This is a genomic window from Thomasclavelia spiroformis DSM 1552, from assembly GCF_025149465.1.
Lineage (GTDB): Bacteria > Bacillota_I > Bacilli_A > Erysipelotrichales > Coprobacillaceae > Thomasclavelia > Thomasclavelia spiroformis.
This window is the reverse complement of record NZ_CP102275.1, coordinates 739,214-754,271: the sequence shown is the minus strand read 5'-3', so window position 1 is coordinate 754,271 and position 15,058 is coordinate 739,214. Positions and strand designations below refer to the sequence as shown.

The window sequence follows — 15,058 nt, the reverse complement described above, 5'->3', positions numbered from 1 at the left end:
ATTACCTCACTAAATCAAGAATTGTCAACGCTGCCATAGCTTCAACTACAACCGTTGCTCTAAAGACAATACATGGATCATGACGTCCATGAATTTCTAATGTAGTATTTTGATGATGTTTTATATCTACTGTTTCTTGTATCTTAGAAATTGAAGGCGTTGGCTTAATTCCAACATTAAAAACAATTGGCATTCCATTACTAATTCCACCAATAATTCCACCATTATTATTAGTTTTAGTTTTAATAACATCTTTATCATAATAATAACAATCATTAGCTTCACTACCAAACATCTCACTAATTCTATCATTACCAAAAGCAACTGACTTAACAGCCGGAATTGAAAACAACAAACTAGATAAATGACTTTCAATTGAATCAAAGAATGGATCACCTAAACCAGCTTTCAATCCTATTATTGCACATTCAATTTTACCCCCAACTGAATCCTGATTCATTCTTGCTTCATCAATTGTTTTTACAAACTGATCATAAATATCTTTATTCAAAACTGGATACTGTTGCTCACTTAAATAATTTAATGTTTCATTTGATAAACGCATATCAAAATATTCATCATATATATCTTTAATACTTAAAATATGGGCCCCAACATGAATTCCCTGTTTAGCAAGAATTTGTTTAGCAATTGCACCAGCAAAGACAATTGGTGCTGTAATTCTTCCAGAAAAATGACCACCGCCACGAACATCATTAAAACCTTGGTATTTAACAAAAGCCGGATAATCACTATGACCAGGACGCATTTTTTCTTTTAATAATGAATAATCTTTAGAATGCTGATCACAGTTATAAATCATCCCACAAAGTGGCGCTCCAGTAGTAATACCTTCATATAAGCCACTAACCACTTCAACATTATCAGCTTCTTTTCTTGGTGTCGACATTTTATTTCGACCTGGAGCACGACGTTTCATTTCTCTTGCAACTTCATCCATATCGATTTTAATTCCAGCTGGAAGATTTCCTAAAATAATCCCAATTGCTTTACCATGTGATTCTCCAAAAATTGTTATTTCGATATTATTTTTCCATGTCGATGACATCAATAATTCCCCCTAATGATTTATAATCTTCCCAAAAACTTGGATATGATTTTTCAACACATTCCATATTATCAATAATGATTGGTCGAATACTTCTTGTAGCAGCAATTGCAAGCATCATCGCTATACGATGATCATTATAACTAGAACAATTGCCACCAGTAAATTCATCAACTCCATTAATAATCATACCTTCTGGTAATTCCTTTACATTTCCTGATAATTCATTAATTTGACTACTAGTAGCAACAAGTCGATCACATTCTTTAATTCTTAATCTTTTAGCATTAATAACTTCACTTCGACCTGTAGCTAAAGCTAATGCTACAGAAACAACCGGAATTACATCGGGACATTGACTAGCATCAACAATTGTTGCTGATAAATTTTCACCAGTTACTTTAACTCCATCTCCAAGAACCGTAATTTTAGCGCCCATTGATTCTAAAATATCTAAAGTAGCTTTATCTCCTTGTAAAGAATCTAAATTTAAATCCGTTAAAACTACATCATTTCCAATTGCTCCAGCAACAAGATAAAAAGCTGCTTGGGAAAAATCAGCTTCAACCCGATAATCTTGAGCATGATATTCTTGATTCCCAATAATAATAAAACTTTGATAATTATTATTAATTATTTTAATACCATATTGATTTAACATTTGTAATGTTAAATCAATATATCCTTTAGATTCAAGCGGTGAAGTAATTTCAATAATCGAATCACCTTTTAAAAGCGGTAATGCAAATAGTAAACCGGTGATAAACTGTGATGAAATATTTCCAGGAATTTTATAATGATCAGGTTTTAGCTTTCCAATTACATATAAATCCAAAATATCTTTTTTATATAAGTAGCCAATATTTTGTTGCTCAAAAATTTTATAGAATGTATCTAATGGCCTTTTTCCTAAATTACCATGTCCAGTAAAATGAACTTTATTTTCTTCAACGATTGAAATTGGAATCATAAATCGTAAAGTTGAACCAGATTCTTCACAATCTATCTCACTATTATTTTTAGTAAACGTTGATGTTCCATCAATGATTAAATAATCATTATATTTCTCTATTTTAGTTCCTAGTGATTGCATTGCTTTAATTGTTGCTTGAATATCTTTGGAATATTCAATATTATCAATACGACTAATTCCTTTAGCTAAACTAGCACAAATAATTGCTCGATGTGCTAATGATTTAGAAGGAGGTACTTGAACTTTTCCTTTTAATTTAGTTGGTGTTATTCTTACTGCTGTCATTTTATACCCTATCCTTTTCTTTAATTAGTGAAAGATCACTTTGATAAATATAACTATTTCCAATTTCTTTTAATAATACTAATGACAATTTTTTATTCAAATTCTTTTTATCTAAGCTAATTGCTTCAATTAAATCATCTGTTTTAGTATCACTAAAAATAGGAAGATTATATTTAAGACATATATCTTTAATTATATCACTAGTTCCTTTAAAAGAAAGATTCTTTTCTTCAGCAATCTTAGTTAACTGAACCATTCCAATTGCTACAGCTTCGCCATGAGAATATTTTTCATAATGATAATATTGTTCAATTGCATGTCCTAAAGTATGACCAAAATTCAATAAAAGTCGATCACCAAAATCAAATTGATCACGTTCTACAACATCACGTTTAATATCAACACAACGATAAATAATCTCATCAATATCTTGATACAAATCATCAAAATCTTTATAACTACTTAAACGTTCAAATAAATTTTTATCTTTTATACATCCATATTTAATTACTTCTGCCATTCCATCATTAATAAAACGCTTAGGTAACGTTTTTAATGTATCAGGATCGATTAAAACCATCTTAGGATGATAAAAAGTTCCAATTAAATTTTTCCCTTCTGGTAAATCTACAGCTACTTTACCACCTACAGATGAATCAACTTGAGCTAAAAGTGAAGTTGGAATTTGAACAAGCTTCACTCCTCTTAAATATGTTGAAGCCACAAACCCAACTAAATCGCCAATAACACCACCACCTAATGCAATAATTAAATCAGTTCTTGTAAGTTTGAATTCCAATAAAGACTTATATAGCGATGGTAGAATATCAAATCTTTTTGATTGTTCACCATGAGGAACAATCACATGATCAACAACATATTCTTTTTTTAAGACATTAGTTAAACGCTCACCATAATAGCTATACACCTGATCATCTGAAATAATCATAATCTTATTGCCATGATAAATATTTTTAATATATTTATCAACATCATTTAAAATTCCTTTTTTAATATATATTGGATAACTATTATCCTTTAACGCAACTGTCAATTCCATCGCTATCTTCCTCCTATTTTAAACTTTCTTTCCAACAACATCTGCAATTTTATTAATTTGTTTTAATAATTCTTCATATTTTTCCGGTCTTAATGACTGTGGTCCATCACACAATGCTTTTTCTGGATTATTATGCACTTCTATCATCAATCCATCACATCCCGCTGCTATTGATGCTTTTGCCATTGGTTCTACTAACCACCATTTCCCTCCTGCATGACTTGGATCGATTATTATTGGTAAATGTGTCAATTTCTTGATTACCGGGATTGCTTGTAAATCTAATGTGTTTCTTGTATATGTTTCAAATGTTCTGATTCCTCTTTCACATAAGATTACATTGGGATTTCCATTTGCCATGATATATTCTGCTGACATGATCCATTCTTCAAATGTTGCACTTAATCCTCTTTTTAATAAGATTGGTTTTTTTGTCCCTGCTCCTACTTTTTTTAATAAGTCAAAGTTTTGCATGTTTCTTGCACCAATTTGTATTAAATCTACTTTTTCATTAAATTCATCAAGATATTGGGCATCCATCAACTCTGAACAGATTGGTAGTCCTGTTGCTTTTTTAGCTGCAACTAAAATATCTAATCCTGAAGAACCCATTCCCTGGAATGCATATGGCGAAGTTCTTGGTTTGAAAGCTCCACCTCTTAAAATATTTGCTCCAGCTTTTTTAGCAGCCTTAGCAATTTCAATTACCTGTTCTTCACTTTCAACTGAACAAGGTCCAGCAATCAAGGCAAGATTATCACCACCGACTTTAACACCGGCTACATCAACGATTGTATCATCGGGATGAAATGCACGGTTGGCTAGTTTATATGGCTCAGATACTCTCATTACATGATCAACTGCCATATCCACTTCAATAGCACGAGGATCAATTTTAGTAGTGTCTCCAATTACCCCAATTACAGATTGTTCTGTACCATTTACAACACTTACTTTTAATCCTTTATCAGTTATAATTTTTGATACTTTTTCAACATCTTTAACTGTTGCTGTAGTTTTCATTACAATAATCATTTTAATATTCCCCTTTTCTATTTATTATCTCAACTCTGTATATAAATAAAAGCTCTCCTCCTAAAAAGGACGAGAGCTATGCTTCGTGATACCACCTTATTTTATTAATATATTACTATATTAACCTCATCAAGTACGCTAATAAAATTAGTACATACTCTTACACGCTAACGGGTGTTACCGGAGAGACCTACTAAAAACTTTCAGTCCTCTACTCCAAGACGAATTCAGTATTATAGGTAGACTCTTTTCCACCAACCAAGAGTTCTCTATACTACTTCAAATACATACTATTTCTTTTCACAGTATTTATATCAGATGTTGTTGCAATTATTTTATCCAAGAATAACAATTCTGTCAATATTTTTAATAAAACTTTTTATCCAAATTATTTTTAGACTATATCAGTCTACATAATTCTGGCGGTTATTGGAATATAAATACGATATAATCATATTGATGGGGGACACAATATGGATAATATAGACACAACATTAATTGGCACTTATATTAAAAATATTCGATTATCTAAAGGCTGGTCACAAGCTAAACTTGAATATATATCAGGTATTTCTGCTTCATCAATTAGTAATATTGAACATGGACATAAAGGTATTTTTTATAACATGTCTATTCCTGCAATAGTTAAAATTGCTCATGCTTTAGAAATGAGTTTTTATGATGTTCTTAATGATTCCGGTTTTTTATCATACATCGGTGATCAACAATTTTGTAAAGAAAAATCACAAATATATATTACAAATGATGAGTTAATAAATTTATTTAATCGTCTAAGCCTTAGTGATCAACAATTCATTATCAAAGACATACGTCAACGAGTTGAAGAAACAGAAAAACTAAAACAAAAAAATTTGTTTAAAAAACTATAATATAAATGAACAATATCTATTGCTCATTTTTTTATTAATATTCAATTATCTAATAGTTAAAACACGATTAATCATATAGATTAACCGTCCATATCTATTATTAAAATAATTTATAATACCAATTTAGTAAAATCTTTAGAACTATCACCTTCTTTAGGTTCACTGTTATTTATTTTATTAAAAAACAACTAGCTACTTCATTTACTTTAAAACTTTTTACAATACATTTGTACATCTTTTATTATGTTCTAACGATAAATAATTAGATGTGGTATTTTAGTTTCATTACGCCCTTCAATTAAAGATATAATTCTTACTAGATTTTTAAACTTCGAAGATGTCTTACATTATCTTCTATTTGTCTATCCATCTAGAAATATTCTTCTTTAATTTATAATAATAGAAAATCTATTACAATAATCTAAAAAAATGTATATTTTTTTCTAATTAAATATACATTTTTCATTTATTTTTCAAATTTTTAAAAAAATTTTACATTTCTGTCATAATTCGACAAATTTAGATATCCAAACACGTCATAATGATATCGAAAAGTGATAGAACTTTTCAATCTCATGAGAAATCATCTTATATAAGATAAATATGAAAACAAAATAAAAAAGTCAACGAACACATTGACTAATAAATGGTGCCCAAGACCGGACTCGAACCGGTACAGTATCGCTACCGACGGATTTTGAGTCCGTTGCGTCTACCAATTTCGCCACTTGGGCAACTACCAATAATTATTATATACAATTTAAAGTATAAAATCAATAGTATTTTCAATAAATGTACATTTATTTATAAAATTTATTAAAAAAAACAATTTTTAGAAAGAATTTAGTGTTAATTTACTAAATAGTATTGACGAATTGATTAAAATGACGTATTTTTTTAGTAGAAATAAACTAAATAAAAAGAACAAAATAAAATTAAGAAAACGTGGTATATTATATGGTGGGCAATGAAATTTTAAACGAATTAATTGAAATAACAAATTCTTTAGATGCAACAACTGAAACATTAATTGGTTTGCAAGAAAATGCAAAATATGAAGATGCTATTAAAAAAATAGACATCGACTTATATCTTGAATTACCAATTCAAGAGTTAAGTAAACTAGCAAATCGTTTAGCACAGATTTCTAATGAGCTATCAAAATAACAGACAAGCAATTGCTTGTCTTTTGCTTTATATATTAAATTTGAGGTGAAACATGGACATATTATTTGAACAAAGAATGCAAATGCTTTTAAAAGATGAATATCAAAACTTTAAAGCAGCGCTATTAAAAAAACCAATAAAAGCATTTTATCTAAATCCCAAAAAAAAGAATGTTATCCAACATCTAGAATATCAATACTTAACTAAGCATCCATATATAAATGATGCATATTTTTATGACTATGATAGTTATCCTCTAGGTAAACATCCCTATTTTAATTGTGGTTTATATTATATTCAAGAACCTAGTGCCATGGCTGTTGCTAGTAGTGTTGAGTTTAATAAAGATGATTATATTTTAGATATGTGTGCAGCTCCTGGTGGTAAAACTTGTTACGTAGCAAGTAGATTAAGTGATGAAGGATTAATGATTGCCAATGATATTAATAAATTAAGAGCAGAGATTTTATCAGAAAATATTGAACGTTTTGGAATCACTAATACGATTGTTACTAATTGTGATCCCGTCAAATTGGATAAACAGTTTAATTGTTTTTTTGATAAAATTATTTTAGATGCTCCTTGTTCTGGAGAAGGAATGTTTAGAAAACTTGACACGGCAATTGAAACATGGTCGATTGATAAAATATATGATTGTGCTAAAATTCAAAGGAGACTGATTAATGCAGCATATAAAATGCTTAAAGATGATGGGATTTTAATTTATTCAACTTGTACATATTCTTTAGAAGAAAATGAAGAACAAGTTGATTATATGATAAATGAATTAAATATGGAGCTTTTAGAAATTAAAAAGCAGCCTGGTATGTCTAGTGGCTATAATAATGATAAAGTTGTTAGAATGTATCCACATATCAATAAAGGAGAAGGCCAATTTATTGCACTATTAAAAAAACATAGTGATAATAAAACAAAGAAAGTTAAATTATTAAAACCAAATGTTACTTCTCAACAACTTGATTTAATCAAGAAGTTTTATAACGATAATTTAAAAATAAAAGTACCATCACTATTATTTAGTTCAAATAATCATATCTATGCTATTTTACCACAATTTCTTGAACTAAAAGGAGTAAAAGTTTTAAGAAATGGTTTATATCTAGGAGAATGTAAAAAAGGACGTTTTGAACCAAGTCATTCATTAGCTTTAACACTTAATATGAATGATGTAAAACGTTATTATAATTTTAAAAGTGATGATATTGAAGTTGCAAAATATATTCATGGTGAAACTTTGATTGGAAATAATCAAAAAGGCTATGGTTTGATCTTGGTTGATGGTTATCCTTTATCGTTTTATAAAGAAAGTAATAACCAAGTTAAAAATTTATATCCTAAGGGGTTACGACGATGAAAAGATATTATTTTATTAAAGAAGCTATCAATGATATTTTAATTAAAAATAATGGTTTAGAGCATTCTGCTAATGTTGCTAATATGGCTTGTTTATTAGCTAAATTAAAAAATCTTGATTTAGAATTAGCTGCTATTATTGGTATTTGTCATGATTTAGCTACATATAGATTTAAATCTAGTTTTGATCATGCTAATAGAAGCAGTATGTTAGCTAGAGAAATTCTAACTAATAGTAATCTTTTTAATCATGATGAGATTATCTTGATTACTACTGCTATCAAAAATCATTCTTTCAAAGATAGAATTGATGATGAATATAGTGAATTAATCAAAGATGCTGATTTAATAGTTCAATATTTAAATGAACCTAATGTATCTTTTAGTAAAGAAAAACAACGCAGATTAAATAATATTTTTAAAACATTCAATAAATAATTAAAAATAACCACACAAAGTGGTTATTTTTAACTTTAAGCGTTATTTTTTGTCCATTCTTGGATATATGTTTCAATTTTATCATGAACTATTTTAGCTATTTCATTTGTATGCATATCTTTATAATCATTATAATATAACGGTGGTAAATAATGAATTTGAGCTGTTGTTTTTTTAATCGTATTATTATCAAATACTTTATAACAATCTATTAACGCTACAGGTACAATTGGTGCTTTAGCCTTAGTAGCAATTTTAAAAGTTCCACCTTTAAACTCTAAAATATTATTACCATCTTTACTCCTTGTTCCCTCAGGAAAAACAAAGAAATTTTGACCATTAGCAACCTCATTACTAACATAGTTAATTACTCTAGCACCGTCACGAACATTTTTACGATCTAATGGTACATATTCTAACATCTTAATAACATCTTTAACTAAAATAACTGATGTTAATTCTTTTTTTACAATTGCTCTAATTGGTGCTTCATGAGTTTGAAAAATAGCTAGTGGATCATATAACCCTTGATGATTAGGCGCTAATAAATAACCTGATTGTTTAGGTAAATTTTCTAAACCATAACATTTAAGTTCAACGCGGGCTTTTTTACTAATCGTAGATACAACACCATGAATAAAACCATATCTTTCTTCTAAAGGATAATTTTCTATATGTTTATACTTATTTACTTTATAACCCCACCAGTAAGGCAATCTTAAAATAACTCTAATAACAATCAATGCAATCCTTTTCATGTTTATCCTCGCTTATAAATTTGTAATTTAAATGTTTCAAATGGTTTTTCTTCAACCAATTGATATCCATATTCATCAAAACTTGGGAAATATGTTTCTCCAGTATGTTTTCCAGGAATTCTTGAAATCAATAACTGATCGGCAATCGGTAAACATTGACGATAAATCGATGCTCCTCCAGAAATAAACAAATCCTCACCACTTTTTTGATATTCCAAAATTACTTCTTCTAACGAATTTCTAACTTCAACTCGATTATCTTCAAATGGTTCTAAGCTTACAACAATCGTCTTACGATTAGGTAATGGTCTTCCAATTGCCTTATAAGTAGTAAGCCCCATTAAAATAGTTTTATTTAATGTTGTTTCTTTAAAATGCTTTAAATCTTCTGGCACATTCCAAGGCATTCCATTACTAGAATCCTCTTTTCCAATCAATAAATCTTCATCTGTTGCTACAATAATACTAATCATTACACACTCACCTTTCCTACCAATTTACCATAACTTTGATAATCTTCAATTTTAATATCTTCAATTTTATAATCAAAAATAGATTTAACTTCAGGATTTAAAACTAATTTACACTTAGGTAGCGGCTTTCTTTCAAGTTGTTGTTTTACAACATCAAAATGATCTTTATAAATATGAGCATCACCTATTGTATGAACAAATTCTTTTGCCTCATAACCACAAGTACGTGCTAGCATTTCAACCATTAAAGCATATGATGCAATATTAAAAGGTACGCCTAAAAAAATATCGGCACTACGTTGATATAATTGGCAAGATAAATATTTCTTATCAGCACTTACATAAAACTGTAAAAATGCATGACATGGTGGTAACGTCATATTATCTACTTGAGCCGGATTCCAAGCACAAATAATATGTCTTCTTGAAAAAGGATCGTTTTTTAAACTATCAACTAACTTAGCTAATTGATCAACACCTTCATAATTGAAATTACGCCATTGTGCCCCATATACCGGACCTAAATCTCCATATTTTAATACAAATGAATCATCTTCTGGTAAATTCTTAATTTTTTCAATAAATTCCTCGATTGTTTCACCTTGATAATCTTTTGATTTTTTATAATTTTCATATGGCCATTCATTCCATATTTTAACATTTCGATCAACTAAATATTTTATATTCGTATCACCTTTAATAAACCATAATAATTCTTCAGCAATTGGTCTAATAAACATTTTTTTAGTTGTCATCAAAGGAAAACCATCTCTTAAATCATATCGTGTCTGATATCCAAAAACACTTCTTGTCCCAGTACCAGTACGGTCACTTCGATCTTCACCGTTTTCTAAAACATATTTACACATCTCTAAGTATTGTTTCATTTTCTACACCTCGGTTGTTATTGTACAATAAAATCTAATTAAAAAAAACACTTTTTAACAAGTGTTTATTTTTTATCTAGTTTATTATGGCGTCTTAACGTTATTTTAACTGATTTCATTATATCAATGATTATCTTTAATTCATTTGGGTTACAGTCTAATAATAGTTCATTGATTTCGTCAATATAAATCTTATCTGCTTCAACTAAACTATCGCACAGTAAAAAATCTGCCGAAACAGCTAGTGCATTAGCTATACTAACTAAAGTAGGTAGACTTAGTTTAGTTGCACCGCGTTCAATATGTGATATATTAGTTGGAGAAATATTTGATATCTCAGCTAATGTTTGTTGAGATAAATTTTGAGAAATCCGTTCTTCTCTTATTCTTTTACCAATAAGTTCATAATCAATTTCCATGGCGATTCCTCCAACAATTTTAATTATAACTAACTAAAGATATAATGAAATATATTAAGTATCCCATTAGGATACCTAATATATTATTACCATCTTTTATTATTTTTATTCATTGGATTTTTCACTATGTATATTTAAATTTGACTATGTTATAATATCAATGCAATAAGATGACAACCAAACAACTATTCAATATATTTTAAAAGAAAGGGAATAAACAATGAAAAAACAAGCACCTAAAATAAATACCGCACTACGTAGTCATACAATTATTGTTCCAGAATGTATTCGTAATGCTAGCGGGATTGTAATCAATGGTAATAAAATAAAATCATTAATATTTTCTACTGATGTTGCAGTAATTTCTAACTGTAATGCTGATGCAGTGATTGCCGTATATCCATTTACACCAACTTTGCAAATAACAAATGCCATTATTGATGTTTCTCAAAGACCTGTATTTGCAGGAGTTGGTGGTGGTACAACAGCCGGTCCTCGAGTCAAAGAAATTGCTTTAGATGCGGAATTACATGGCGCAACAGCAGTTGTGTTAAATGCACCAACTAAAACAAAATTTATTCAAGAATTAGTTGATTACATTGATATTCCTGTTGTTTTATCAATCGTATCTTTAGATGAAAATCTTGAAGAAAGAATGTTACACACTGGTGCATCGATCATTAATGTTTCTGGTGGTAAAAAAACTGCCGAAATCGTAAGAGAACTTCGTAAGATTTCTCCTAATTTTCCAATTATTGCAACCGGTGGTCCAACAGTTGAAACAATTCAAGAAGTTATTGATGCTGGTGCTAATGCCATTACATATACCCCACCAACTAATGGCGATATATTTAAATTAATGATGGAAAAATATCGTCATAGCTGCCATAGAGACTAATTAAAAAGATGTAATTAGTAAATTTTATCATTTACAAAATTACATCTTTTTTTCTATTCTTTATTTTCAATTTCTTTTTTCAACATTGATACAAATTCATCAAACGGTACTGTAATTTGTTTTTGTTGTCCATGTTGACGATATGTAACAGTTTTTTCATCTCGTTCATTATTACCTAAAACTAATAAATACGGAACTTTTTCCATTTGTCCTTCACGAATACGATATCCTAATTTTTCTTCACGAGCATCCATTTCTACTTTTAATCCTGCTTCTTGTAATAATTTAGTTACTTCTTTAGCATATTCTAAATGATATTCATTATTTACTGGTAAAACTTTTACTTGAACTGGTGCTAACCATAATGGGAACACTCCTGCAAAATGTTCAATTAAAATACCAATAAATCTTTCAATTGATCCAAAAATAACACGATGTAACATTACTGGACGAGCTTTTTCACCTTTATCGTCAATATATGTTATATCAAATCTTTCAGGTAAGTTCATATCTAATTGAATAGTTCCACATTGCCATACTCTACCTAAACTATCTTTAACATGGAAATCTAATTTAGGTCCATAGAAAGCTCCATCACCAGGATTGATTTTATAATCCTTACCAGCAGCTTTACATGCAGCTGCTAATGCTGCTTCTGATTTTTCCCAAATAGCTAAATCACCAATATATTTTTCTTCAGGACGAGTTGATAATTCAATTTCATAACTTAAATTTAAACTATTATAAACACGATCAATGAAATTAATTAATTTAATAATTTCACTTTCAATTTGATCAGGTGTCATAAAAATATGCGCATCATCTTGAGTAAATGTACGAACTCTAAATAATCCATTTAAAGCACCACTTGCCTCATGACGATGAACTTGTCCTAATTCACCCATTCTAAGAGGTAAATCTTTATAAGAATGTAAACCATTTTTATAAACTAATAAACTACCTGGACAGTTCATTGGCTTAATTGCAAATTCACGATCATCAACCATACTTGTATACATATCATCTTTATAATTAGCCCAATGTCCACTAGTTTCCCATAATTCACGAGACATCATAATTGGAGTTTTAATAAATACATATCCTTCTTTTGTATGTTCTTCATACCAGAATTGTTCTAATGTATTTCTTAAAATCATTCCTTTAGGTAAAAAGATAGGCATTCCAGGAGCATATTCACTCATCATAAATAAACCTAATTCTTTACCGATTTTTTTATGATCTCGACGTTTAGCTTCTTCTAATAAATTTAAATGTTCTTCTAATGCTTCAGGTGTTTCAAAACATACTCCATAGATTCTTTGAAGAACTTTATTGTTTTTATCACCTTTCCAATAAGCTCCAGAGTGTTTAGTTAACTTGAAGTTTTTACATGCTTTAACTGTCTCTACATGAGGACCGCGACATAAATCAACAAAATCCCCTTGTTTATAACAACTAATGTTTGTTCCATTTTCAAAATTATTAATTAAATCAATTTTATATTCATCATCTTTAAACATTTCTAAAGCTTCTTCTTTAGAAATTTCTTGACGAACAATACGTTTACCATCTTTACAGATTTTTTTCATTTCTTTTTCAATTTTAGGAATATCTTCATCTTTAATCACAGCATTTCCTAAATCAACATCATAATAAAATCCTTCACTAACTACTGGTCCAACCCAAAATTTAGCTTGAGGATATAAATGTTTAATTGCTTGAGCCATAACATGAGCACAAGAATGATTTAGTACACTTAATTTTTCATCTTCTTTAAAATCAATCATTTTTCTTCTCCTATCCAAAAACGTAAATACGTTTTTTTGTTCTTTCATCAAAATATTCATCTTCAAATTTGCTACCACATTTTTCAATTGTTTTTTAGAAGCAATATTTTCTTTTTTACATGTTCTTCTTCAGGATATACTAACTTTTTCATAACCTTCTCCCTAAATAAAAAACTCTCATCCAAAGGACGAGAGTATCGTGGTACCACCTTAATTTGTTATAAAATAACCTCTTAGCTATAACGCGCTACCGACAATCTCTTTCGAGTGTTGCATATTAGGGAGTGGAGTATAAATATCCTCATCAAGACTTTCACCAACCGTCTTTTCTCTATATCAAAGTAATATCTAGACATATCCTAAATCATCGCATCATATTTACTCTTATAATTTTACTCATTTATTTATTAAAGTCAATAAGTTATTTATTTAATTTTGTCATTTTGTTTTACCAAATATGTATTTCTAATTTTCTCTGTTTCTTCTTTAAATGCTTGATAAACATATTTAGAAGGCATCTTATTAAACATCGTTAGTGTATCACACTTTAAACAGTATATGCCTTTAATACCACGAACATTTACATCTTTAATCCACTCATCTTTTGCTTTACATATTCCACATTCTTTTATATTTTGTGGTTCTATTACTTGTATTCTCATTTTCATCACCCATCATACAGTATGCACCAATAAAAGCAAAATAATTGTCAAATAAAGATAACTAAATTACTTTTTACCGTTAACTAATTTCTTTAAATCTTTAACTTCCTGTGGTTTTAAAATTCTATATTTACCTGGTGTTAATCCCTTTAAATTTACACATCCAATACTTACACGATGTAATCTTTTAACAGGATGTCCAACACTTTCAAACATTTTTTTAACTTGTCGGTTTTTCCCTTCAACAAGTTTAATTTTTAACATTGTTGTCTTATGTTCAATATCTTTATTAACTACTTTGATCTTACAAGGGAGTGTTTTAACTCCTTCTAAATAAATTCCTTTTTCTAACTTATTTAAAGTTTGACCATTGATAAGTCCTTTAACACTAACTTCATAGATCTTTTCTAAATGAGAACGTGGATGCATAATCATATTTGCAAACTCACCATCATTAGACATAATAATCAATCCTGTAGTATCAAAGTCTAAACGACCTACTGGATAAATTCTTTCTTTTACATCAGTAAAATAATCTGTAACAATTGGTCGATCAAACTCATCATCTAAAGTACAAACACAACCTTTTGGTTTATAAAAAACATAATATACTTTATTTTCACCAACGATTGGTTTTCCTTCAACTGTAACAATATCACCTTTTTTTACTTTAGTTCCTAATTCACGAACAACCTGCCCATTTACTTCTACTTTTCCTTGTACGATCAAATCTTCTGCTTTTCTTCTAGATGTATAACCACTTGCAGCAATTACTTTTTGTAATCTTTCCATATTTTCACCTACTTCGAATACATTATACTAAAACCTAAATTAAAAGCAATAAAATCGTAGTTTAAAATTTATTAATTGATAATATTTTTTA

16 protein-coding genes, 1 tRNA gene and 1 other annotated feature are annotated in these 15,058 nt (G+C 28.9%); of the genes, 5 read left to right on the top strand and 12 right to left on the bottom strand.

Features of this window, described 5'->3' with window-relative positions:
* Nucleotide 1: 1 nt before the first annotated feature.
* Genes aroC through aroF form a run of 4 tightly spaced genes read right to left on the bottom strand, consistent with a single transcriptional unit; the run spans nt 2 to nt 4,422 of the window.
* Nucleotides 2–1,069 (bottom strand): chorismate synthase, encoded by a 1,068-nt coding sequence (aroC, locus tag NQ543_RS03345; RefSeq protein WP_004610287.1) that lies wholly within the window; start codon nt 1,067–1,069, stop codon nt 2–4.
* Nucleotides 1,047–2,327 (bottom strand): 3-phosphoshikimate 1-carboxyvinyltransferase, encoded by a 1,281-nt coding sequence (gene aroA / locus NQ543_RS03340; RefSeq protein WP_004610286.1) that lies wholly within the window; start codon nt 2,325–2,327, stop codon nt 1,047–1,049. The genes aroC and aroA overlap by 23 nt, the downstream gene beginning before the upstream one ends.
* 1 nt (nt 2,328) lies before the next feature.
* The gene (gene aroB / locus NQ543_RS03335; protein ID WP_004610285.1) at nt 2,329–3,387 is read right to left on the bottom strand and encodes a 3-dehydroquinate synthase; all 1,059 of its coding nucleotides are present in this window, start codon (nt 3,385–3,387) and stop codon (nt 2,329–2,331) included.
* 18 nt (nt 3,388–3,405) lie between these two features.
* A complete protein-coding gene (gene aroF / locus NQ543_RS03330) occupies nt 3,406–4,422 on the bottom strand; it encodes a 3-deoxy-7-phosphoheptulonate synthase (RefSeq protein ID WP_004610284.1) in 1,017 nt (338 codons plus the stop codon).
* Between the two features lie 62 nt (nt 4,423–4,484).
* Nucleotides 4,485–4,735: a binding site (T-box leader), on the bottom strand.
* A 160-nt stretch (nt 4,736–4,895) separates the two neighbouring features.
* Here aroF and NQ543_RS03325 point away from each other — a divergent pair.
* Nucleotides 4,896–5,312: a helix-turn-helix domain-containing protein gene (locus tag NQ543_RS03325; protein ID WP_004610283.1), complete on the top strand. Its 417-nt coding sequence runs from the start codon at nt 4,896–4,898 to the stop codon at nt 5,310–5,312.
* A gap of 647 nt (nt 5,313–5,959) precedes the next feature.
* Here the strand turns inward: NQ543_RS03325 and NQ543_RS03320 are convergent.
* Nucleotides 5,960–6,046, bottom strand: a tRNA-Leu gene (locus NQ543_RS03320).
* Between the two features lie 223 nt (nt 6,047–6,269).
* Here NQ543_RS03320 and NQ543_RS03315 point away from each other — a divergent pair.
* The 3 genes from NQ543_RS03315 to NQ543_RS03305 are packed head-to-tail and all read left to right on the top strand — an operon-like array spanning nt 6,270 to nt 8,291.
* Nucleotides 6,270–6,479, top strand: coding sequence for a hypothetical protein (locus tag NQ543_RS03315; protein WP_004610282.1), 210 nt, complete (start codon nt 6,270–6,272; stop codon nt 6,477–6,479).
* Nucleotides 6,480–6,531: 52 nt separating this feature from the next.
* A complete protein-coding gene (locus NQ543_RS03310) occupies nt 6,532–7,854 on the top strand; it encodes an RsmF rRNA methyltransferase first C-terminal domain-containing protein (protein ID WP_004610281.1) in 1,323 nt (440 codons plus the stop codon).
* Nucleotides 7,851–8,291 (top strand): HD domain-containing protein, encoded by a 441-nt coding sequence (locus NQ543_RS03305; RefSeq protein ID WP_004610280.1) that lies wholly within the window; start codon nt 7,851–7,853, stop codon nt 8,289–8,291. Before NQ543_RS03310 ends, NQ543_RS03305 begins: the two co-directional genes overlap by 4 nt.
* A 35-nt stretch (nt 8,292–8,326) precedes the next feature.
* Here NQ543_RS03305 and NQ543_RS03300 read toward each other — a convergent pair whose 3' ends face one another.
* From NQ543_RS03300 to NQ543_RS03285, 4 genes are all read right to left on the bottom strand, one after another.
* Nucleotides 8,327–9,049 carry a lysophospholipid acyltransferase family protein gene (locus NQ543_RS03300; protein ID WP_004610279.1) on the bottom strand — a complete coding sequence of 241 codons (723 nt, stop codon included), beginning with the start codon at nt 9,047–9,049 and terminating at the stop codon, nt 8,327–8,329.
* Between the two features lie 2 nt (nt 9,050–9,051).
* Nucleotides 9,052–9,522, bottom strand: a complete 471-nt coding sequence (locus tag NQ543_RS03295; RefSeq protein ID WP_004610278.1) for a dihydrofolate reductase — start codon at nt 9,520–9,522, stop codon at nt 9,052–9,054.
* Nucleotides 9,522–10,409 (bottom strand): thymidylate synthase, encoded by an 888-nt coding sequence (thyA, locus tag NQ543_RS03290; RefSeq protein WP_004610277.1) that lies wholly within the window; start codon nt 10,407–10,409, stop codon nt 9,522–9,524. The genes NQ543_RS03295 and thyA overlap by 1 nt, the downstream gene beginning before the upstream one ends.
* A 65-nt stretch (nt 10,410–10,474) precedes the next feature.
* Nucleotides 10,475–10,828, bottom strand: coding sequence for a helix-turn-helix domain-containing protein (locus tag NQ543_RS03285; protein ID WP_004610276.1), 354 nt, complete (start codon nt 10,826–10,828; stop codon nt 10,475–10,477).
* 220 nt (nt 10,829–11,048) lie between these two features.
* Here NQ543_RS03285 and NQ543_RS03280 point away from each other — a divergent pair, with 220 nt between their 5' ends.
* On the top strand, nt 11,049–11,726 hold the full coding sequence (locus NQ543_RS03280; RefSeq protein WP_004610275.1) for a beta/alpha barrel domain-containing protein: 678 nt from the start codon (nt 11,049–11,051) through the stop codon (nt 11,724–11,726).
* A 53-nt stretch (nt 11,727–11,779) separates the two neighbouring features.
* On the opposite strand, the gene thrS is transcribed toward NQ543_RS03280, so the two are convergent.
* The 3 genes from thrS to NQ543_RS03265 form a co-directional block, all read right to left on the bottom strand.
* Nucleotides 11,780–13,513, bottom strand: a complete 1,734-nt coding sequence (gene thrS, locus NQ543_RS03275) for a threonine--tRNA ligase (protein WP_039904494.1) — start codon at nt 13,511–13,513, stop codon at nt 11,780–11,782.
* Nucleotides 13,514–13,938: 425 nt separating this feature from the next.
* Nucleotides 13,939–14,175 carry a hypothetical protein gene (locus NQ543_RS03270; RefSeq protein ID WP_224758263.1) on the bottom strand — a complete coding sequence of 79 codons (237 nt, stop codon included), beginning with the start codon at nt 14,173–14,175 and terminating at the stop codon, nt 13,939–13,941.
* A gap of 66 nt (nt 14,176–14,241) precedes the next feature.
* Entirely contained in the window at nt 14,242–14,967 is a 726-nt protein-coding gene (locus tag NQ543_RS03265; protein WP_004610271.1) for a pseudouridine synthase, read from the bottom strand.
* Between the last annotated feature and the right edge of the window lie 91 nt (nt 14,968–15,058).

Coding starts and splice junctions, on each gene's coding strand:
- aroC (WP_004610287.1), bottom strand. CDS start 1,069: ATGTCATCGACATGGAAAAATAATATCGAAATAACAATTTTTGGAGAA.
- aroA (WP_004610286.1), bottom strand. CDS start 2,327: ATGACAGCAGTAAGAATAACACCAACTAAATTAAAAGGAAAAGTTCAA.
- aroB (WP_004610285.1), bottom strand. CDS start 3,387: ATGGAATTGACAGTTGCGTTAAAGGATAATAGTTATCCAATATATATT.
- aroF (WP_004610284.1), bottom strand. CDS start 4,422: ATGATTATTGTAATGAAAACTACAGCAACAGTTAAAGATGTTGAAAAA.
- NQ543_RS03325 (WP_004610283.1), top strand. CDS start 4,896: ATGGATAATATAGACACAACATTAATTGGCACTTATATTAAAAATATT.
- NQ543_RS03315 (WP_004610282.1), top strand. CDS start 6,270: ATGGTGGGCAATGAAATTTTAAACGAATTAATTGAAATAACAAATTCT.
- NQ543_RS03310 (WP_004610281.1), top strand. CDS start 6,532: ATGGACATATTATTTGAACAAAGAATGCAAATGCTTTTAAAAGATGAA.
- NQ543_RS03305 (WP_004610280.1), top strand. CDS start 7,851: ATGAAAAGATATTATTTTATTAAAGAAGCTATCAATGATATTTTAATT.
- NQ543_RS03300 (WP_004610279.1), bottom strand. CDS start 9,049: ATGAAAAGGATTGCATTGATTGTTATTAGAGTTATTTTAAGATTGCCT.
- NQ543_RS03295 (WP_004610278.1), bottom strand. CDS start 9,522: ATGATTAGTATTATTGTAGCAACAGATGAAGATTTATTGATTGGAAAA.
- thyA (WP_004610277.1), bottom strand. CDS start 10,409: ATGAAACAATACTTAGAGATGTGTAAATATGTTTTAGAAAACGGTGAA.
- NQ543_RS03285 (WP_004610276.1), bottom strand. CDS start 10,828: ATGGAAATTGATTATGAACTTATTGGTAAAAGAATAAGAGAAGAACGG.
- NQ543_RS03280 (WP_004610275.1), top strand. CDS start 11,049: ATGAAAAAACAAGCACCTAAAATAAATACCGCACTACGTAGTCATACA.
- thrS (WP_039904494.1), bottom strand. CDS start 13,513: ATGATTGATTTTAAAGAAGATGAAAAATTAAGTGTACTAAATCATTCT.
- NQ543_RS03270 (WP_224758263.1), bottom strand. CDS start 14,175: ATGAGAATACAAGTAATAGAACCACAAAATATAAAAGAATGTGGAATA.
- NQ543_RS03265 (WP_004610271.1), bottom strand. CDS start 14,967: ATGGAAAGATTACAAAAAGTAATTGCTGCAAGTGGTTATACATCTAGA.